The following is a 22951-nucleotide window of genomic DNA, read 5'->3' as shown; positions in this document are numbered from 1 at the left end:
GCTTCCACGCATGAATTATCAAGAAATTATTGACAAATACTATCCCGCAGGCTCACCCCTGCGGGATATTTATATGCGCCATTGCCGGTCGGTGGCCAATCTCGCTATCGAAATCGCTGACCGCAAGGCTCTGGATATTGACAGAAATGAAATCGAAGCGGCTGCAATGCTCCACGATATAGGGATTTTCATGACCGATGCTCCGGGCATCGAATGTCATGGTTCAGAGCCATATATCCTCCACGGAGTCATCGGCGCACAGCTATTGCGCGAGAACGGAATGCCGGAAATAGATGCGCGTGTGGCCGAACGCCACACAGGTGCAGGCATTGACAGAGACGACATCATCGCCCAAAACCTTCCGCTCCCACTCGACGGAGACTTCATGCCGGCCACTCAGCTGGAACGACTCATCTGCTATGCAGATAAATTCTATTCGAAAAGCGGCGATATGAAACGTAAGCCGATGGAAAAAGTGGTCGCCTCAATGAAACGGATTTCGCAGGGAAGTCTTGAGCGATTCTTAAAGCTTAAGGACGAATTCGAGTAGTGGCCATGCCGACAGATATAGCAGCCCCCCTCAAAACTGCCCCTATCTTGCCTGACGTTTAACAGATTTTCTGAAATCAGAGTAATACTCGCTGTTTTTCATCGGGGAGTCGGGATGATTGAGATATTTTTCTCCAAAAGAAACAATCATGGCTCTTGCAGACGGATTGACGGCCGAACGGCTCATCAACACATCAAACGCGGCCTGACGGTCGGCAGCCATGACCGCGGGGAAAATGGACAGGTAGTCCACAAAATTCTGTTCCATAAACTCTGCGTCCGACACCTTCTCCTCATCACAGAAATCAAGGCCATCCCAGAAATGGATAGCTATGAATCCGGCCTTGTCCTCAGGCTCTGATATAGTCGACGGTATTGAGGGGAGCACCAGAGTCATAATCTCCTCGATGCTGTCCTCAACAATGGATGACTGCACGTTGCCTTTCCCGGAATTACCGCATCCGGCCAATCCCAAAAAGCCCGGAGCTAATGCAAGCAGAAAAATACGATGTCTCATATCACTAATAGTTGATGCGTCTCATACAGTTAAAACGGCTATAACAATCTATTTGTTTATTAAAAAGGTCGTTTAAGATTACATGAATTAAACAATCACGCAATATACTGTCAATAAAATAACTCCGCCGTTGTGACAACACATCCGGCGGAGTTATCTTATTGAAAGAATCTATCTTCTCAGAAAGGATATTTTCCAGAATTAGCGCCCTCAATCAGCGCATCGATGACATAGGCGTTCTTTGCCGCACCATTGTTGCGGTTTATATCACCGCCGGTTTCCCAATAGAACGGAACGCATCCATGATTCTTGGCCGACTCAGTGATATATTTTGTCCATGACGCACGGCTCGCTTTCCATTTGTCGGTATCAAGACTCGGGAAGTCGGTGGTCGAGCGGATTTCAACCGCATATTCACCGACAATCACCGGAATGCCTTTTGACACAAAAGCATCCTGCATTTTCTTGAACTGAGAATCGACATAGGATTCCTCGCCCCATGTGCAATTCCTGTCAGACCCTGCAATATGATTTGCAGAACCCCAGTAAAATTTCACCTTAGAGCCTGCCCCCCATTCTCCGTCCTTACCCATCAGAGTAAAGTCAGAGGGATCATAGAAATGGACTTCGACGAGCGAACGACCTTCAACGACATCTGTCGGAAGCGAATATTCCGAAGACACACCTCTATCTATATTTGTATAGGGAGTCTGATGAATCAGACAACGCTTAGCATTGTTGCCTCCGGTCGCACGGACTGCATCGACAAATGTCTGCTGGTAGGCCTTTATCGCAGCAATCGAAGAAGCGTTAACCGCACCCTGATTCTGCTGTCCCGGTTCGTTCATACCGGCAAACAGCAGGTGTTCGTCATAGATGTTGAGCTTGTTGGCTATCTGAGTCCAATAGTCACGCTGCTTCTTATCGACTGCCTCATCGTAGCCATTGATACATGAAGTTTCCAGCCAGCCGCCGTCCCAATGGATATTAACGATAGCATACATGTCCTCGGCGACGATATAGCCCACGACTTCGCTCACACGGTCGAGCCATGCGGGATCAATCGTATTAGTGGCAGCATCGCTAACATGGCTGTCCCATGCACACGGAATACGGACAGCATTGAATCCAAGAGCCTTCAGACCGCGGATGTATTCCTCGTTGACAACAGGTGTTCCCCATGAGCCTTCGCCGGATGGCGGCTCCATTGTGTTGCCGATATTTATGCCTGCAAACATTTTAGCGGCAAGCTCAACGGCAGAACTGCTCATATCGTTGGAAATTTCAGCCTTTTCCTGCGAAACAGTGACTATCTGAGAAATCGAGGGGTCTGACACAAGCGAAATCACGATATCGCCTGAACGGCCGGCCTCAGTGTTGTTGGCCGAATATCTGAATTCAACCGTATTTTCGCTCAGCGCACGCGAAGTGACTTGTGTCAGCCATTCAGGAGCTTCAATATTCACGTCGCCGGTGGCTGCATAATTGACGGTAAAAACACCGCCGTTAGGAGCAAGCACGCCACCTTCGGAACTAACCGAAACTATTTCAACCGTCTCAGCGCCATATTGAGTAACGGTCACCGTCTTGCTTTCGCTTCCGGCTGTAACTGTCAATGAACCTGTGCGAACATCGTAGGCAGAGTTCTCTTCGCATGATATAACACAAGTGTAGATTGACGGCGAAACAGAGCGTTCAACCTCTCCGACATTAATCCAAACGGCATCTGAGCTGACCGAAGGGCGCACAAGCGACTTGATTGTCAGTGTCTGTGGCTGAGTTCCGGCAAGCGACATAGCCGACTTGCTGACCACAAACTCTCCCGACAAAAATTCAACCTTATTCGGATATCCGTCATCATCGCTGCAAGAGGATGCAAAACCACCCGAAAGGAGCAGCGCAGCCACAAGCACAAGATTTTTTATTCTATTCATTCTAACTTAATTTAGATAATGGAGTTATTTACCACGGATTGGAATACAAACTTCTTACGGTCATAGTCTCTTCGATAGACGATGTGAAGCCGAGCGAGGCCATGATGTCGTTGCCATCGCCTGTAGGAGTTCCAAAGGCACATCCGGCATTAGTCGCACCCCAGCAGTTCCAGAGTTCAAGACGGTAATGCACCTTTTCTCCGTCAGCATCCTGATCAAGCACTTTCGAAGCATCCCAGCCGGTAAGCTCATTGCCGTCAATCTTAATCTTGTCAAGGGTGGCATGAGTTCCGGGGAAGAAGGAATAAAGATTGTCGACCTGAATGAAATTCATTATGACTCCTGCTCCATAGCCTTCGCCTTCATACTTGATTGTACATGTGGCAGGTTCTGACAACTTGTATTGGAAATTATCATATTTCACTTCAAAAGTCTCACCGTTATTGGCATCCCAGACAGAACTAGCCCAACCTCCGGCTACGGTTGCAAGTTTGGGAGTGTAGACGCCTGCACCATTCGCATCAAGCGAGACTATGGTAAATGTCACTTCAAATGTTGAGTTAAACGCGAGGTTTGTCTCCTCGGTCACCTCACCGCCACCCTGACGGAATGGAGAGTCACCAAGGCCATTCCAGCTGTCGTTGTGACCACAGCCCCAGATATTGGCCATTTCGACACGATAAGTGCCCTTTCCTTCAATGTCGCCATAGTAGAATTTCGACGCATCAAATTTCACCTCGTTGCCATCGGCCTTAATCTCATCGACACGGACGAAGGCATTGGGATAGGCAGCTGCAAATCCTTCGATATCCAGAACATAGACCTGACCGAAGGCTCGCGGAGTATTTGTAGTAAGGGTTACGGTATGCTGGCCAATAGCCTTGTCACCACCGGGGATTGTGACGACTCCCGCATCATTCCATGTGGCATCATCCCAGCCGCCATAGCATGAAAGCTTTGCCGTATAGCCATACTTTTCGAGCTGTGGAATCATGTTGACAGAAAGCGTGGCAGGTTCTGAATCACGATAGTAGCCAAGCTGGAGCTTGTTGTCAGCAAGCGAAAGAATCTTGATTGATGTCTTACGGTTTTCAACCACCGGTGACACGAAATTATCGGGAGCGAGGAGATCGACATCAGCAGTAATGGTCTTGTTTACTTCATCAATCGTATAAGAACCAGTCATTTCCTCACCATTCTGATTCTTCACAGTCACTTTTCCATCGGCAGTGAAAGTCATGTAACCTGTGCAATCACCGAATGCCCAAGTGTTTGACGCATCAGCATCCCACAACCATGAATCACCGACTATAGGCTCACTATTTGACACCGTGCGCCATGAATCGTCAGTGCCATAGAACCATACCGGACCGTTGAAAACAGAACTTTTGCCATCGTTATAGTCGATTTCCCATGTCTTGCAAAGAAGCTCCTTGTTGAAAACAGCATTGCGGGCCGTCGAAACCGGACGCACGGAAAGTGCTTCATAGACAGGAGTGGAAGTACGGCCTGAACCGGCTGCATCAAAACGGAATGAGACTGCAAATCGGCTGTCGGACGGATTGATTGAACCTGTGGCATAAACGCCGCTCACGCCATCATTCTCAATAGTGTTGATTGTGCGTGAACCTGCAGCCGGGAGGAAAATTGAATTTCCGTTAGGTCCGGTCAGTTTGTAACCGCCAACACCGTCAACCTCAGCCCATTCCTTGGAGCAACGGGCAAAAAGCTCCTCAAAATCGGCAGCTGTAGGGAGAGTCACAGCTCCGTTCCAAGCACGGTTGGCAATGTCGGAGGCTGTCTTATAAATATCCTCTGAAGCATAATCGGACGGATTGATAGAGTTGCTCACTCCTGAAACATCACCGTAACCGAAACGTCCGCCGAATTCATTTTCGGCAGTAGCGCCGACGTTGAACTTGGCCCATTTCACCGACAGACCCAAATCCACCAAATCATTGTCGATATCGACGGTATAAGAAGTTGTAGTGAACGGCTGAACATCGCCATAAACGACACCGCTGCCGAGATCGGCATATGCAGCATAATAATAGGTGGTAGATGGAACAAGACCGGCATACGTAACCGTAAAATCAGAAGCATTGACATCGGCAGGGATAATGAGACCAGCACGGACGGCTTCAGGTTCAGAACTTGAAGAGATCACCAGACCATAAGTCGCATTGGCAGGAGCGCCGCTGGCACTACCGCCAAACGTAACCTTAGAGTGAGTAAGCGCCGAAGCAGCGACGGTTGTCACTTTTGTGTCGGTAGTGATCATGCTTTTGACCTCACCATAGAACGTCACTTTGCGCTGGAGAGTCACAAAGGCCTGATAATAAACAGTCGTGTTATCGGTAAGACCGGTTATTTCAGCAGTGATGACACCGTCGGCAAGAGAACCGCTCACAGACTCGGTCAGAGCATCGACCGAATAACCGTAGTTGAAGCCGACGGTATAGGCAGAGGCCGACATGTTCTGAAGGCCTTCGACCGTTCCGTGTAGCGTGAGGGTTGTAGCTGTCGGGTCGGCAGAACCAGTGACCACGGAATCCTCTGTGATAACCGGGGTCTCATTGATGAAATATTCATCATCGTCGTTACATGAGGAAAAAGTCAACCCCATGAACAGCGACATCATTAAAAATATCTTAGTCTTCATTACTGTTTTTTATTGTGTTTTTTGAATCGTGAACCGGGCATTCCGCCGGTGTGAGACCTGTGGCTCACACCGACAGTATTTTCAGCCCTTAGAACACAGATTACTCAATGGTAAGAGAAGTGACGTTAACGACAACGTTTGTGATATCGGTCGACGAAGCGAAACCGTCAAGCTGAACTGATACCTGAAGCGAACCGTTGCCATAGAAATTGCAAGTAGAACCGGTTTCGTTGGTAAGTGTCATGACATTTTCACCTGAAGTATTGAAATCACAGCCTTGGAAATTGGTGTAGCAATCAGGCTCCCATGCAAAACCATCGATATTGCAACAGAATGCCGCACGCGGTGAACCAGTCCAGTCAATGCCGCTGACACTGAATTTCAATGTCATCTTCTGATTTTTCTTAAGTTTAAGCAGCGTCGGGTCAATAGGCCATTCGCTGTCGTCCTTACCGGCCCATGAATTATAGAACTGGATACGGAGATATTTGTCAGCCTCCACATAAACGTCGATCTTTGAACTGTCAACCTTTATTTCAAGCGGACCTGTCTGACCTCCGGATATGGGCTTGATGGTCATCCTCGCACAAAGGTATTTATTGACATCACCCTTGGCATCAGTCTCGACCGGCACACCGAAGACAACCTCATTGTCGTCGGCAGAGCATTTCATTACAGTAAACTCTTTACCCTTTATGCTCACGTCGCCAGATGTCAGAAGCGTAATCTCATCATTGAACACAATCTTATTGTCCTGAATTGTGAATGTCGTGGCAGCTCCGCCCTCGGCGTTCTCCAGTTCGACCTTGCCGGACTTGTTGAGAGTAAGAGCGAAATCGCCTGCCGCATCATAGACCGGAGCCCATGACGAACCGTAACCGTCAATCCATTCCCAAGCTCCAACGGCCGGATTCCACCACATGAGATCATACGGTTTCTCTTCGTCGAGAAGGAAAGTGGTCTTTGTGGCAATGTATGAGGCATCGTCGCCGGCAATAGTAAACAGTTCGGAAGCAAGGTCGGTGTATGACGGAGCTTCAACCGGGAAAGTCTCTACAAGCTCAGGACCGTCACTCGGAATCTGCACGAGGCCATCGCGGACATCCTTGGCTACGAAATTCCAGATAATCCACCACGGACCTTCGGAATTTGTACGCATTGTGGCAAACTGAAGCACATAAGGAGTACATTCAATAATCTTGATGTCTCTGAAGTAATTGTCGCAGACACCGTCGCCCCATGCAGCATGGAGCATCTCACAGCCTGTGAATGAAAGTGTCGGCTGATTGCGGTTGGAAACGTTCAGATTGAACGAACCGGTCTTCTCTGTGACACCGTTGCCGTCTACACGCTTGATTTCGGCGATACAACCCTTCTGGGCATCAAGACTGAGTGTCATTTCAGAATCCATGTAAGGATCATCGGCCGGGATAAGCCATGACTGGAAGCCGGGATCCCAGTTGGGTGTCCAGTTAGCAGAACCAATGAGAAGTTCAGTCTTTCCCGAACCGTCGTTCATCACATCGTCAGGGCTCATATAAGCCACAGGCGCGGTACACTGATATGGAGGATAGGCCCTGTCCATAGGAACCCAGACTTTAGGATTTCCCTTACCGTTCTCGTCGACACCGCCAGCGAGATTGGTCCAGATTTCATCGGAAAGCATCTCGAAATTGTTCTGCGTAACTTCGAATGTGTAGGGTTCACCCCATACGAGACCTGCTCCGGTTGTGACACCGAATTTGATGGTATATTCACCGGAGAAAGGAAGTTCGAGCGTCACTTCAGGACTTTGCGAAAGCCCGCTTGGGGTTTCCCAACATGCCTGCACACCCTTCATGAGCGAAGTGAGATGTATGGTATTAGGATCTTTTGCGTCGGGAGTCACCGAAAAGGCGATACCCTCGACAAGCTCGGCCGGTGTGACAGTGACAGCCGGCATATCATGATTTTCAGGCGTACAAGCCGTGAAAAATGCAGTCAGTCCCCCTGCAACCGCAAGTGAAAGAAAGTAGTTAAATTGCTTTTTCATTTGTAAATTTCGATAAAAGAAATTTTCGTTTATTGGTTTATGTATATGGAATGTCCTTTGTGTGTCTGATGTCGCGTCTAAAACGATGACTCAAGGTTAATTAACTATCAGTATCCGTCCGTCTAAAAGAAACGGTACATGATTGTTTAAATTATCAATAAGTTGCTGATTTAACGTTTTATAAGATAACTTCAGTCAAAAAACCATTCCATTGTCTCCGTAATAGAGACAGCAGGGTTTTATTTCCAGCCTGTGTTCTGCTTCAACACACCGTTGGAGAGTGTGATCTGATCTTCAGGAATCTGGCTGAGACCTTTACATTCGATAATCTTGTTTCGGTTATAGGTAACATTGACTTTACGGCCACCGTCGAAAGCTGTTCCGGCTGACGCACAGATAGCATCGGCGGCAACCTCTATGCCCTGACGGAGAAGATCCCAGTAGCGGATACCTTCAAAAGCGAGTTCGCGCGCACGCTCAGCCATAATGTTATCCTTGTTGACCGCAATATCTCCGAGGCCGGCACGGCTGCGGACAAGGTGCATATAGTTGGCAGCGTTTGCCGAACCGAGTTCAGCCGCCATGAGCAGGACGTCGGCATAGCGCATGATTGTCCACTGCTGGATGTTGGCTTCCTGAAAACCGGCCGTACCGTCAGCATTCGTTCCGGGATTGCCGTTGCCATAGGCAAGAGGGGTGTATTTTTTCACCGTATAACCTGTGTATTCACGCCAGTCGTTATACGAACCTTGGAATTCAGGCAGAGAACTGATGCCCTCACCTGCAATATCAATCACAGAAGGAGTCAGACGGCTATCGCCGTTCTCAAAACGCTGAAGGAAGGATGGAACCACCGTGCAGGCCCCCCATCCATAATGATAAGGAGCTTTTGTGAGCGATGACCGCATACCCATCATCACAATCCAGCGGTTTGAATACTGCGGACCGGGATTCTCTGTAGTTCCATATTCATAGACAGGCACAAACTTCTGAGCAAGGATAACTTCCTTGTTTGCATCACCGGCATAGGTCGACGCTTCCGTATCCCAACCGTTCTCACCGGGTTTAGGGACAAGCGAGGCGGCAGGCCATAGATTCTTGAAATCAGAGACAAGCTCAAAATAGCCCGACGAAATCACATCTTCAACCGCAGCGAGAGCCTCAGCCTTTGTCACAGCACCGATAGTTTCCCCTCCTTCGGGAGTGAATCCGGGTTCTTTGCCATAGTAGCCAGTGTAGTAGAGATAGGCACGTGCAAGGATGGCTTCTGCCGCATAGCGGGTAATGCGTCCGTTGTCGCTCTCCGACATGTTTGCGTCGGCCGGAATATTGTCAATTGCAAAACGAAGGTCGTCAAAGATATGGGCATAAACCTCAGCAGGGTCTGTCTGCTCACGGTTTTCGCTCGATGGCTCAAGGAAAAGAGGAATATTGCCCCAGAGGCGCACCATGTCAAAATAGAGAAGAGCGCGGAGGGCGCGGACTTCGCCCATGTAGAGGCGATGCTTATCCTCATTGCGCCATTCAATCTGCCCCTCACGTGTGATCAGTTCGTTACAACGATAGACACCGGCATAATAGATTTTCCAGTCCTGCGAATAGACATTCAGGTCACTCGGCGATTCGTTGAGGTCGAAACGGTCAATCAGCTGATGGTTACGGGCGTCACCGACACCTGTACCGCCATAGGCCTCATCGCCCATGACTGTGGAAGCAATGTAAAAATCGATGCCGGGTTTGGTGGATATGTTACGCCATCCGTCATAGCAGCCGAGAAGCGCACGCCAAGCGTCGTTTTCAGTCTTATAGAAATTATCGGTGTTTGATTCGGTTTTCGACGAGACATCGAGGAAGCTGTCGGCACATGAAGTCATGCCGAGCATAGCCGCCACACCGAAAGTCAAAACGCTATATGTCAATTTATTCATTGTTTTTACTGAACTTTAGAGATTAAGATTTAAAAAGACAGGTTCACACCGAAAAGGAAGGTGCGTGGACGCGGATAGAAACCGAGGTCGACACCTGACACCCAATCAGACGTACCATAACCGATTTCCGGGTCCATACCGTCATATTTGGTAAAGGTGAAAAGATTCTGAGCCTGGAAATAGAGACGGCATTGGCTGCACCACGACTGGTTGATGAGCGGAGCGAAGTTATAGCCGAATGTCACGTTTGAGATACGCAGATAATCACCGTCCTGTAAATAAAGGTCAGAGAACTGCCAGTTGATGTTCTGGTTGGTCACGCGCGGAATCTTGTTTGAAGTGCCCTCACCGGTCCAGCGGTCAAGGATACGTGTGGTATAGTTAGACTGCATTGCATCCCACGAACGATAGCTCTGTACGATGTCAAACCCGGCAGCGCCATTGGCCACGACTCCGAAATCAAAATTCTTATAGTAGAGATTAAGGTTGATACCGAATGTGAATTTAGGCATACCGTTGCCAAGATTAACCTTGTCGTTGGCATCGATGACTCCGTTATGGTCAACATCGACATAAATCACGTCGCCGGGCTGAACGTCGGTCTGAAGAATACCGTTGCCGGCTTTGATCCAGTCTTCAATCTGCTGCCAGTTCTGGAAAATTCCGGCTGTCTTATAGCCCCAGAAATAACCGATAGGCTTACCGTTTTCTGCGCGATAGAATTCAGGTGAGTTGTTGAAGAGCATGCCAGTCTCGCCATGTATGATACCATCCTCATTGGGAATCTCGCCCACTTTATTCTTATTATATGCACCGTTGACACCGATGCTGTAGGAGAAATCCTTGCCGATGACATCGTTCCAAGTCACTGCAAGTTCAACACCCGTGTTCTTAACGCTACCGCCATTGATAAATGGCGCGTCAGTACCGGCGGTCGCAAGCACAGGCGCTTTCACAAGCCAGTCTTTATTGGTTTTGATATAGTAGTCAAAATTCACGGCAAGACGGCTGTTGAACAGACGTGCGTCAAAACCGAGGTCAGTCTGTTCGGATGTCTCCCATGTCAGGTCGAGATTGCCGAGACGCGATGGATATGCACCCCAGTTTTCAGCTACGATTGGCGCATAGTTGGTGAGCTGGCCGTTCGGTCCTATATACTGGCCGAAATAGTAGCCGGTGCTTGAGGTCCTGATCGGTGCGAGATATTGATAATTGTCGACATTCTGGTTACCTACACGACCCCAGCTCGCACGGATTTTAAGGAAATCGAGCCATGTGCGGGTCGACTCCATGAAATTCTCGTTCGAGATGTTCCAACCGGCGGAAACCGAGGGGAAAGTGCCGAAGCGGTGTCCGCTGGCAAAGCGGGAAGAACCGTCGCGACGAACTGTCGCGTTAATCATATATTTCTCCTTCCAGTTCCATCCGATACGGCCGAAGTAGCTGACTGAGCGGGCTTCATCGTGAGGCTTGCCACTGATGCTGACACCATTCTCACCGATTGTCGAACCTGTGCCGTTTGAAATCCATGCATGTTCCCAGTCATCAAATCCTTCCTTGAGTTTGCCCTGTCCGGCCGAAAGTTCATTGCCGCTGTAGCGGTAGCTTTCCATACCGATAAGCAGGTCGAAAGCATGGTCTGCGATATCAAAATTATAGGACGCGGTGTTTGTCCATGTCATGCCGAGTGAATGGTTGGTATTCTGGCTTACGCGAGTCTCGGGAGCACTGCTCTGTGAAGTCCAGTGTACTAACGGAGTAAAGCTGCGCCATTCGCTTGAACCGTAAACCGCGCCGAACACAGTGCGTATGCGGAGATTCTTGATCGGTTCGAGCTGTGCATAGACATTGCCGTTGAATGTCGCGTTGACACTGCGGCGGTGGAGGGTCATCATTGCTCCATAGGGGTTACCGTCGTTCTGATTCCAGTCGCTGCCGGTAGTGTCATTGTATTTACCATCGTTGATTTCAACACCATTATACATTGGAATCCCGTCGCTATAGATAGGAGCAAGGGGGCTTGTCCCGAATGCACCGCGCAGAGTGTTGCTATAGGGATTTCCGACCTCGATTCCATTGCTTTTGCTGTAGATGAACGAAACCTGCTCACCGACAGTCAGCAGATTGCCGAGCAGCTTATGGTCGGAATTGATGCGGAAGTTGTAACGGCTGTAGTTCGACACTTTCGGACCGCCGACAATACCTTCCTGATTTATATAGCCGAGTGAAAGAGCATAGGTCGAAGTAGCCGAACCTCCTGTCACACCTACGGTGTAGCTCTGGGTAGTAGCATTGTCATGGAACATCGAATCAATCCAGTCAGTATCATAAGTCCCGAGCCGCTCGCCATCCGCGTTTGTGCGCCAGATAGATTTGAGCGAATTCCAGTCATAGGGTGCAAGACCGCTGTTGATGTTCTGCTCATCCATGATCATCATATATTCCTGAGCATTGAGCATCTTCATTTTGCGCGGAGCGCTCTGCCATCCATAGTAGCCGTCGAAAGTGATGCGTGCTTTCCCTTCCTTACCCTGCTTGGTGGTGATGAGCACTACACCGTTGGCAGCCTGAGCGCCATAGATTGCAGCCGAGGCCGCATCCTTCAGCACGTCAATGCTCTCAATGTCCGCAGGATTAAGAGTGGAAATGTCACCGCCGACACCATCAATAAGGTAAAGCGGAGAGGCATTGCCGATTGTACCGAGACCGCGGATGGTCACCTTCATTCCCTCGCCGGGCTGGCCTGAAGTTGATGAAATGTTCACACCGGGAAGTTGTCCCTGCATAGCCTGAAGAGGGGACGTAGTGTTGAGCTTGGCAATTTCCTCACCCTTTATCTGGGCGGTAGCTCCGGTCACAAGTTTCTTTTTCTGGACACCGTAGCCGACGACAACAACTTCGTCAAGCACCTCTGCGTTTTCGATAAGGGCAACATCCAGACGGTCTGACGTCACCTTAATCTCGCGGGTGGTATAACCGACATACGAAAAGACAAGCGTCGCACCCTCATCGGCTTTCAGGGTATAATTGCCGTCGATGTCGGTCATAGTGCCCTGCGACGTACCCTTGATAAGAACACTTACGCCTATCAGCGGCTCTCCGTCGGAGGCTTGTGTGACTGTACCCGATACAGTCAGTGGGGCAGCGGAAACAGTCGCCATCCCCGCGAGGAGGAGAAAGGCAAACAACGCCGTGCGGAATAGACGCAGACGTGTGCATCGTTCCATTAGATTCTTTCCCATTGATAGATAGATTTAGTTTTTAGGTTTTAGTATTTGTTTGATAGATTTTCCAATAAGGCTTTGATGTGTGAATGCTTTTTTTCACGGAAGGTAAGAAGGCCGGAATAACGACCGGAGCAGTTCGCAGCTTAGATTTTAATTCCGAATAACCACAATCGAAATAAAAGTGAGCAAATGTAAATATTTGTTTCGAATCAATCTCTAACTTCTCGCATAATATATGTGTCGGAAAAATAGCCGACAAGGGGTGGTTTTGTTTCATTTAGAAGGCTTAATTGTTTTTAGTAAAATCCCTAATTATTAATAACCAGCGATTTATACTGATATTTGATTTGTTAATCACAGGATAAAAAAGACAAATTGTTGCACAATCAAGCAACATTGCTTTACTTTGCACAATACAAACCACCTTAAATGTTAACGCCATGCGCTTCTTATCTTTTATCATGATGGTCGCCATGTCGCTTCTTCTGGCAGCAGAAGGACTTCACCTCAACCATCTGAATACAATCAACCACTTATCAAATAACAAAATAAGCTCCATATTCAGAGATTCCGACGAATTTCTATGGATCGGGACATCTTCAGGACTGTACAGGTATGACGGTTATACATTTAAAAACTACGAGCCACAGTCACCGGAAGACAAAGACTGCTTCGACAACAGTATCGAAGGGATTCAGGAAGATGCCAAAGGCAGGCTATGGATATTCTCAGGTTCAAAGTATTCGGTCTACGACCCTTCGTCTGACCTGCTGACCACTGATATCGCCGAGTTTCTTAACCCAAGCGGAGTAAATGGCACTCCGTCACTCCTGCACATCGACTCGACAAAGTCGATGTGGCTATACATCCAAGGCCAAGGCCTGTATCGCATAAGCCCTGATTTTGCAAATGCCGACGTTGTTAACGACGACAGCTTTAAGACAGCACAGCTCACCGACATTGAAAGCACTCCTGACGGGATAGTGACACTCGACAACAACGGTGTGTTGAAAATCATTGACCCGGTAGAACTTAAGGTTGTTCGTTCAGACTCTTTTATCGCAAACGAACTTGGAAATGAAAACACCTATGTTTTCACATTCGTCTATGACCGCGACAGACTCGGATGGATTTTCTGTAATGAAAAGCTGTGGCTCTACGACATAACCAATGGAAAATGGCTCAACGATATGCTTCCGCCAATGGACCACAGACGTTTTGTCAAGATTCTTGAGCAGGACAGAGCCGGACATCTGTGGATAGGACGCGACCATCAGGGGCTCGAACAGATAATCAAGACCCCTGATGGAATCAGATTCCAAAAAGTCACCTCCGAACCTTCACGTGAAGACATAAACACCGTAACATCAATCTATGAGGATAACAGTGGTATCACATGGATAGGGACTTACAAAAAAGGCCTTTACTACAATCACCAAAGCACACGCAAATTCACGCTATATCCTTTCAACGATGTCAACTGCATCCTGCCATCGACCGACAGCCGGCATGTCTGGGTCGGCACAGACGCAGGAGACCTCATCAGATGGAATCCTGCTACAGACCAGTGCACGACCATCAAAGTCGGCAACGGGCAGTTGCAAGAGGCGGCGGTGACATCTCTCCTTGAACTTCCTGACGGAACTCTTTATATCGGGTCATTCAACCGTGGGCTCAAACGCTACCGAAACGGAAAAATCGAGACTATAACCACTGATTCCGCACTCGACAACTCATATTGCTGGGCACTCGCAAAGGGCGATGGCGACAAAATCATTGTCGGGACACTCGGTTCCGGTGTTTTCGTCTTTGACACATCGACCCTTAAGGCGACTGCTTATACGACTAAGAATTCCGGACTGTGTTCGGACTATGTGGTCTCAATCGAAAAGGACAATAAAGACACCTGTTATATAGGAACATCTCTCGGTGTGACTGTATTCAACACATCGACAGGTAAATTCGCGTCAATCGAACCTCTCGACGGAGTGAACATATGCGACATGACCATTGACTCACGAGGACTCGTATGGATTGCGACCGCACGCGGACTGAAAGTCTATGACCCACAGCGCGATAAACTTGTCACACTGACCCTTGACCGACGAAACTCCAACTCGACTCTGATTCTCGGCCTACATGAAGATAAAAACGGGAATATATGGGTGGCGGAAGGAGGAAACCTGATTAACGTTTCTGTGAAATTCGACGATAAAAACGGTGATTTCAGCTATACGTCACACCGCTATGATGCCAGCGACGGACTTCCGGAAAGCGATTTCAACCAACGCTCGTTTGCCATGCTACCGTCAGGCGAAATGCTCGTAGGAGGCCTGTATGGCATAAATAGCTATTTCCCTGATAAAATACCGCATAACCGCACACTTCCCAATGTAATGTTTTCAGACATATATGCCGGAACCAACGAAGTGAATATCGGAGAGAAAATCAAAGGACACATACTGCTGGAGTCATCGCCCAACCACGGAGGCCGACTGGAACTATGGCCGGAACATTCGTCATTTACAGTCTATTTTGCGACTGACAGCTATGTTCACCCTGAAAAGACAACTTTCTACTATATGCTCGAAGGTCTTGACAAAGAATGGCTTGCGACACCTCCGGGCTCTAACCACGCCGGATTCACCAACCTTGCACCGGGAAACTATCGTCTTCTGGTCAAAGCCGTCAACAGCGACGGTTATGAAAGCGCCAAGACTGCCGAGATGACAATAGTAGTCCATCCGCCGTTTTGGCTGACAGGCTGGGCAAAAGCGATATATATAGTTCTTGGCATATTGGGCATCTACCTCATCTATCGTGTCATCCGTCAGCGTGAACTGCGTCGCTTCAACGAGAAACGCAAACAGGATGCCCTGTTGAAGCAGGAAGAAATCAATCAGTTGAAATTTAAGTTCTACACAAACGTGAGCCATGAACTGCGCACGCCTTTGACCCTGATTGTCTCCCCGCTTGAAAACATGATAAAAGAGACCACAGACGAAACACAACGTCGCAGACTTAACCTCATGCGCAATAATGCCATGCGGCTGCTTCATCTTGTCAACCAGCTTCTCGACTTCCGAAAGAACGAGGTAGCCGGCCTGACACTCCACCTCTCGGAAGGAGAAATGGTCGGTTTTGTCCGGAACGTCTGCCATGCCTTTGCCGGAATGTCAGAACGAAAAAACATAAGACTCAAATTCAATTCCGACCGTCAGGAACTCAACATGATGTTTGACGAGGACAAACTCAACAAAGCCATCATCAATCTCCTCGCCAATGCGTTTAAATTCACACCCGAGGGAGGGACAGTGACAGTGAGCCTGACATCTAAGTCCTCGGCCCTCACCATAAGCGTAGCCGACACAGGCATAGGTATCAGCGACGAAGATAAGGGACATATATTCGAACGCTTCTTCCAGGCAGATAAGGCCCCGGCCGACGGCTCAATGACCGGCAACGGCATCGGACTGAGCATGGTCAGCGAATATGTCAAGCTACATGATGGCTCCATCTCTGTCAGCGACAACCCCGGCGGCGGCAGCATCTTCACTATCGAACTTCCGATACTCAAACCTCAGACAACCACAAAAACGACTCCGGCAATCACAGAGACCCTAAGTTCGCCGGATGAAATATCTGACATTGAGCCAATTGACGAAGAAGCGCCCGCAGAAACCCAGCTACCAGACACAGACAACACTGAAAAACCGACAGTCCTTATTGTCGATGACAGCCACGATATGATTGATTTTCTACGTGACAGCCTGAGTGCTGAATTCCACGTCATCACGTCAAACGACGGCGAATCGGCTCTTAAACTCCTTTCATCAATCAGACCAGCAATCATTCTAACTGACCTGATGATGCCGGGAATCGACGGAATCGAACTTTGCCGCCGTGTCAAGGCCGACCCATCATTGAATTCAATACCCGTAATAATCCTTACGGCCAAACATGACATGGACACCAAGTTCGAAGGCCTCAACATCGGTGCTGACGACTACATAACAAAACCTTTCAACATCGACCTGCTGCTAATCAAAATGAAGAAGCTGGTCGATCTGACACGCAAAAACGGGCAGTCTCTTATAAATCCTGAACCTGACACAATCAAGATTACCCCGCTTGATGAAAAGATGGTTGAAAAAGCGATAAAATACGTTGTCACAAACATCAAGCGCCCAGATCTTTCTGTCGAAGAACTCAGCGCACATCTGGGCATGAGCCGTGTGCACCTCTACAAAAAGTTAAAAGCCACCACCGGGAAAACCCCGATTGAATTCATCAGGCTCATACGCCTCAAACGCGGCGCACAGATGCTGCGTGAAAGTCAGCTGAACGTATCGGAAATCGCATTCCAGCTGGGCTATAACAACCCGAAATATTTCAGCAAATACTTTAAGGAAGAATTCGGCGTTTTGCCATCGGTTTACCAAAATCAGGAAAGCAAAGCAACAAATTATTCCGTATAAATTAACATTACGACCATCCGTAAATCATTTACAACCTGCGGTGTCAACATAATTTCAGCTTTTAAAGACGAGTTATTCATACCTTTGCATCATTCGAAAACACCCTCATCACCTTAAAACATCTACCTACTCCCAGCCTATGAAACTAAGAGTTTTATCCGCCTCGATTCTCGCCGGAATTATGTCCATGGCCTGTAGTCCGGGAAAATATGAGAAATCGGATCACGGAATAACCGTCAACGTAACACCGACCGGTGAAAATTCAGTCAGAAAAGTACGTCTGCAGGTAATGGATGATAAAATCATTCGTGTCTCGGCCACTCCTGACAAAAAATTCGCACCTGACAACAGTCTTGTGACTGTCCCGCAAAAAGGAAATATAGAATACACCATCTCGGAAACAGACTCAACTGTCTCAGTTGTCACTTCGGCCGTCACAGCCACTGTGTCTCTGTCCACCGGCGATGTCAAATTCTACGACCGTAACGGTAAACTTATTGTCTCTGAAGCCGAAGGTGGCCGCACATTCTCTCCGATTGAAGTCGAGGGGACAAAAGGCTACTCGGTCCGTCAGGTGTTTGAATCGCTCAACGAAGAAGAAGGCATCTATGGCCTCGGCCAGCATCAGAGCGATGAATTCAACTACAAAGGATTAAACGAAGAGCTTTTCCAATACAACACGAAAGTATCCGTACCGTTTGTAGTCTCCACCGACAACTATGGCATCCTTTGGGACAGCTACTCTCTCTGCCGCTTTGGCAATCCTGCTCCTTACAAACAGCTTGGACAGGTGTTCAAACTCTATGATAAAGATGGAAAAGAAGGCGCTCTCACCGGAACTTACGTACCTGCAAAGCCCGAGGAGCAGACCATCATACAGCGCGAGGATTCGATTTATTTCGAACACCTCATCCGCAAAGAACTCAAGCATGTGGTGAATCTGCCACAGGATTTCAACTACTATGGATCGCATGTGACCTACGAAGGTGAAATCGAACCGTCGGAAAGCGGCGAATTCAAATTCATCCTCTATTATTCAGGTTACATATCGGTCTTCATTGACGGTAAGGAAGTTGTTCCCGAACGCTGGCGCACGGCATGGAATCCCAATTCCTATAAATTTTCCGTCAATCTTGAAAAAGGTAAGCGTGTACCTCTGAAAATCGAATGGAAACCCAACGGAGCTGTGGCCTATTGCGGTCTGCGTGTCTACTCGCCGGTCGATGACAAGGAACAGCTCGACATGAGCTGGTGGGGCGAAATGCAGGACCAGATTGACTACTACTTCATATATGGCGAAGATATGGACGACGTCATCAGCGGCTACCGCACCCTCACAGGCAAAGCACCCATCATGGCCAAATGGGTCATGGGCTACTGGCAGAGCCGTGAAAAGTATAACACTCAGGAAGAAGTGCTATCCACTCTCGCCGAATTCCGCAAACGCAACATTCCGATTGATAATATCGTCATCGACTGGCTTCACTGGAAGCAGGACTCATGGGGCAGCCACGAGTTTGACCTCGACCGTTTCCCCGACCCCAAAGGCATGGTCGACTCTATCCACGACATGCACGGACGAGTGATGATTTCGGTATGGCCGAAATTCTACGTGACAACCGAGCACTACAAGGAATTCGACAAAAACGGCTGGATGTATAAACTTCCGGTTCAGGACAGCATCAAGGACTGGGTAGGCCCCGGCTATCTCGGTTCATTCTATGATGCCTACGATCCCGGCGCACGTAAACTGTTCTGGAATCAGATGAAAGACCATTATGTGCCCTTAGGCATCGACGCTTGGTGGATGGACGCTTCAGAACCCAACATCCGCGACTGCACCGACCTCCAGTATCGCAAAGACCTCATCACCCCGACGGCTCTCGGCCCGTCAACCAAATATTTCAACGCCTACGGACTCATGAACGCTGAAGCCATCTACAACGGACAGCGTGAGACGAACGAAGACCGCGTATTCCTTCTGACCCGTTCCGGATTCGCCGGACAGCAGCGCTACTCGACCGCGACATGGAGCGGCGACATCGCAACACGATGGGAAGATATGAAAGCGCAGATTTCTGCCGGTCTCAACTTTGCGACATCAGGAATTCCTTGGTGGAGCATGGACATAGGAGGATTCTGTGTCGAGGACCGTTATGTGGCCGCAGCCAAGGAATACCTCAAGACAGGCAAGGAAACTCCCGACATGAAAGAATGGCGTGAGCTCAACACACGCTGGTATCAGTTCGGAGCGTTTGCACCGATGTTCCGCGCACACGGACAGTGGCCTTATCGTGAGATTTTCAACATCGCCCCCGAAAATCATCCTGCCTATAAATCCGTGGTCTACTACACCAACCTGCGCTACGACATGATGCCATATCTCTACTCGCTCGCAGGCATGACCCATTTCAATGACTACACTATCATGCGACCGATGGTGATGGACTTCACTTCCGACAAGGCCACACGTTCTATCGGCGACCAGTACATGTTCGGCCCGGCCTTCCTCGTAGCGCCTGTCTACACCTACGGTGCGACTTCACGCGAAGTCTACTTCCCCGAAGGTTCTGACTGGTATGACTTCTACACCGGCAAGGAAATCAACGGAGGCCAGCGCCTGAATGTCGTAGCGCCCTACGAACGCATACCGCTCTACGTACGCTCCGGCTCAATAATTCCATTCGGCCCGGCCATCCAGTGGAGCGACGAAAAACCGGCCGACATAATCAATCTGTATGTCTATGCCGGAGAAGACGGTGAATTCGTCCTGTATGAAGACGAAAATGTCAACTATAACTATGAAAAGGGTAATTATGCTGTCATTCCTTTCAAGTGGAATGACGAAAAGCAGACACTGACAATCGGAGAACGCGCAGGCCAGTATCCCGGCATGCTCCGCAACCGTCGCTTCAACATCATAAAGGTCTCCAAGGACCATCCCGTCGGCTATGGACGTGAAAACAAAGGTGTGGAAGTCGCCTACAACGGCACTGCAAAAACGGTCAAACTCTGATTTCACATTTTTTCAAACCTATATCTAACCTCATACCATTTTTAGTCACTGACTCACAATAGGTCATGTTATCTAAGGTAAATTTGATTGTAATGGCCTGCCTCGTCTGGATTGGCGGGGCGGCCATTTTTTCCGCTTCCGCCGCCGACTCGCGCGCGCTCAGCTTCAATGACGGATGGCGCTTCATGCTCGCTGACACACCTGAAATGGCGAAACCTGAATTTGACGATTCCTCTTGGCGAAGCCTTTCACTCCCCCACGACTGGGCAATCGAAGGCGACTTCAGCAAAGACAATCCGTCAGGCACAGGCGGTGGCGCTCTCCCCGGCGGAATCGGGTGGTATCGCAAGACTTTCACACTCTCGCCCGAACAACGCGGAAAAAATATCTTTATAGATTTTGACGGCGCATATATGAACTCGACCGTTTTCGTCAACGGCCACGAACTCGGCACACGTCCATACGGCTACGCCTCGTTCAGCTACGACATCACTCCGTGGCTCAATCAGGATGGCGAAAATGTGATTGCCGTCCGTGTCGACAATGCCGAACAGCCAAATTCACGTTGGTATAGCGGCTGCGGCATCTATCGCAACGTGTGGATGCGCACACTCGCCGACATCCATATCCCGCTTTGGGGACAGCATGTCACCACTCCCGTCGTGACCGGCACGGAAGCAAAAATCGACATCTCCACCGAAATTGTAAGCAAGTCAAAAAAATCGACAGAAGTGAGCGTCTACACCTCACTCATCGACGCGACAGGCAAAATGATTGCCAAAAGCCCGGCACAGACAGTCAGACTCGACAAAAAACATCGCGATGCTGAGGTAAAGTCGGCCATCAACATAAACTCGCCTCATCTCTGGAGCACGGAAGACCCCTATCTCTACACACTGACGACATTTGTCAGCGATGCACGGACCGGTGAGCTGCTCGACACCTATCAGACCACCACAGGGCTAAGATATTTCAATTTTGACCCGAAGAAAGGATTCTCACTCAACGGAAAACCGATGAAAATCAACGGTGTCTGCATGCACCACGATCTCGGGGCACTTGGAGCTGCTGTCAATACGCGCGGCATCGAACGCCAACTCGAAATACTTAAGGAAATGGGGGCTAACGCCTATCGCGCGTCGCACAATCCTCCCGCACCCGAGGTGCTTGACCTTTGCGACCGTATGGGCATACTCGTCATGGACGAGACTTTCGACATGTGGCGCAAGAAAAAGACTTCACATGACTATTCACGCTATTTCCCCGAATGGCACGAAAAGGATCTCAGCGACCTTGTGCGCCGCGACCGCAACCATCCATCGGTCATCATGTGGAGCATCGGAAACGAGGTGCTCGAACAATGGAGCGATGCCAAGGCCGACACTCTGTCTCTCGAACAGGCCAATCTGATACTGAATTTCGGCCACGGCAAGGAAATGCTCGCAGCCGAAAACGACAGCATGAGTGTCAATTCACTCCTGACAAAAAAGCTTGCCGACATGGTGCGCGGCCTTGACCCTTCGCGCCCGGTAACAGCCGGATGCAACGAGCCTGACCCCGGAAACCACCTCTTCCGCTCAGGTGCGCTCGACATCATAGGCTATAATTATCACGACGACTGGTTTGACTCCGTCCCCGGATGGTTTCCGAATAAACCGTTCATAATCACCGAAAGCGTTTCAGGGCTGATGACCCGCGGTTACTACCGCATGCCCTCCGACAGCATGTTCATCTGGCCAAAGCGATGGGACATTCCATTTGAAGACCCCTCATTCTCCTGCACCTCCTACGATAATTGTCATGTCCCTTGGGGAAATTCACATGAAGGAACGCTGCGCCATGTCAACGGGAAAGATTTTATTTCAGGCCAATTCATCTGGACCGGTTTCGACTATCTCGGCGAACCGACTCCTTTCGGCTGGCCTGCACGCAGCTCATATTTCGGAATAGTCGACCTCGCCGGAATCCCGAAAGACATATATTATATGTATCAGTCACAGTGGAGGCCCGACAAAAATGTGCTCCACCTGTTCCCCCACTGGAACTGGGAAGATGGTCAGGAAATCGACATGTGGGCATACTACAACAATGCCGATGAAATCGAACTGTTTGTCAACGGGGAGTCACAGGGCGTGCGTACGCCTCAACCGGGCAAGTATCACGCTTCATGGCGTGTGACTTTCACTCCCGGAACTGTGAAAGCCGTAAGCAGAAAGGACGGGCGGATTGTCGCGACCGACGAAATCAAAACCGCCGGTGAACCTTACCGCATACGTCTGACACCTGACCGCAGTTCCATCAAGGCCGACGGCAACGACCTCAGCTATGTGCTCGTCGAAATTCTTGACAAAGATGGACGCCTGTGTCCGTGGGCCGATAATCTTGTCACATTTGAAGTCTCTGGCTCGGGACGCAACGAAGGTGTCGATAACGGCTCGCCAATATCACTCGAACGATTCAAGGACGACAAGCGCAAAGCTTTCTACGGAAAAGCGATGCTGATTGTCCGCAACGATGGCTCTCAAGGGCCGGCTACAGTCCGCGCGACATCTACCGGTCTCCTGCCCTACACCACCGTCATCAACGCCTTTTAAACATACTGATTAAC

10 protein-coding genes are annotated in these 22951 nt (G+C 49.2%); 4 read left to right on the top strand and 6 right to left on the bottom strand.

Annotated features, from left to right (window positions below; translation table 11 throughout):
• Nucleotides 1-10: 10 nt before the first annotated feature.
• Nucleotides 11-550 carry an HDIG domain-containing metalloprotein gene (locus QZ311_RS03065; RefSeq protein ID WP_297063738.1) on the top strand — a complete coding sequence of 180 codons (540 nt, stop codon included), beginning with the start codon at nt 11-13 and terminating at the stop codon, nt 548-550.
• Between the two features lie 42 nt (nt 551-592).
• Here QZ311_RS03065 and QZ311_RS03060 read toward each other — a convergent pair whose 3' ends face one another.
• The 6 genes from QZ311_RS03060 to QZ311_RS03035 form a co-directional block, all read right to left on the bottom strand.
• Nucleotides 593-1066 carry a DUF5106 domain-containing protein gene (locus tag QZ311_RS03060; RefSeq protein ID WP_297063735.1) on the bottom strand — a complete coding sequence of 158 codons (474 nt, stop codon included), beginning with the start codon at nt 1064-1066 and terminating at the stop codon, nt 593-595.
• A 179-nt stretch (nt 1067-1245) separates the two neighbouring features.
• The gene (locus QZ311_RS03055; RefSeq protein WP_297063733.1) at nt 1246-3000 is read right to left on the bottom strand and encodes a cellulase family glycosylhydrolase; all 1755 of its coding nucleotides are present in this window, start codon (nt 2998-3000) and stop codon (nt 1246-1248) included.
• Nucleotides 3001-3028: 28 nt separating this feature from the next.
• Nucleotides 3029-5662: a hypothetical protein gene (locus tag QZ311_RS03050; RefSeq protein ID WP_297063730.1), complete on the bottom strand. Its 2634-nt coding sequence runs from the start codon at nt 5660-5662 to the stop codon at nt 3029-3031.
• A gap of 100 nt (nt 5663-5762) precedes the next feature.
• A complete protein-coding gene (locus tag QZ311_RS03045; protein WP_297063728.1) occupies nt 5763-7694 on the bottom strand; it encodes a hypothetical protein in 1932 nt (643 codons plus the stop codon).
• A gap of 239 nt (nt 7695-7933) precedes the next feature.
• Nucleotides 7934-9622: a RagB/SusD family nutrient uptake outer membrane protein gene (locus QZ311_RS03040; RefSeq protein ID WP_297063726.1), complete on the bottom strand. Its 1689-nt coding sequence runs from the start codon at nt 9620-9622 to the stop codon at nt 7934-7936.
• A 29-nt stretch (nt 9623-9651) separates the two neighbouring features.
• Nucleotides 9652-12864, bottom strand: a complete 3213-nt coding sequence (locus QZ311_RS03035; protein WP_297063724.1) for a TonB-dependent receptor — start codon at nt 12862-12864, stop codon at nt 9652-9654.
• A gap of 425 nt (nt 12865-13289) precedes the next feature.
• Here QZ311_RS03035 and QZ311_RS03030 point away from each other — a divergent pair, with 425 nt between their 5' ends.
• The 3 genes from QZ311_RS03030 (at nt 13290) to QZ311_RS03020 (ending at nt 22937) form a co-directional block, all read left to right on the top strand.
• Entirely contained in the window at nt 13290-17327 is a 4038-nt protein-coding gene (locus tag QZ311_RS03030; RefSeq protein ID WP_297063722.1) for a hybrid sensor histidine kinase/response regulator transcription factor, read from the top strand.
• Nucleotides 17328-17466: 139 nt separating this feature from the next.
• Nucleotides 17467-20343 (top strand): TIM-barrel domain-containing protein, encoded by a 2877-nt coding sequence (locus QZ311_RS03025; protein ID WP_297063720.1) that lies wholly within the window; start codon nt 17467-17469, stop codon nt 20341-20343.
• 65 nt (nt 20344-20408) lie between these two features.
• The gene (locus tag QZ311_RS03020; protein ID WP_297063717.1) at nt 20409-22937 is read left to right on the top strand and encodes a glycoside hydrolase family 2 TIM barrel-domain containing protein; all 2529 of its coding nucleotides are present in this window, start codon (nt 20409-20411) and stop codon (nt 22935-22937) included.
• Nucleotides 22938-22951 lie beyond the last annotated feature (14 nt).

The sequence above is a fragment of the uncultured Duncaniella sp. genome (genome assembly GCF_910578445.1).
Lineage (GTDB): Bacteria > Bacteroidota > Bacteroidia > Bacteroidales > Muribaculaceae > Duncaniella.
The sequence above is the reverse complement of the archived record's forward strand: the minus strand, read 5'-3'. Positions and strand labels throughout refer to the sequence as shown.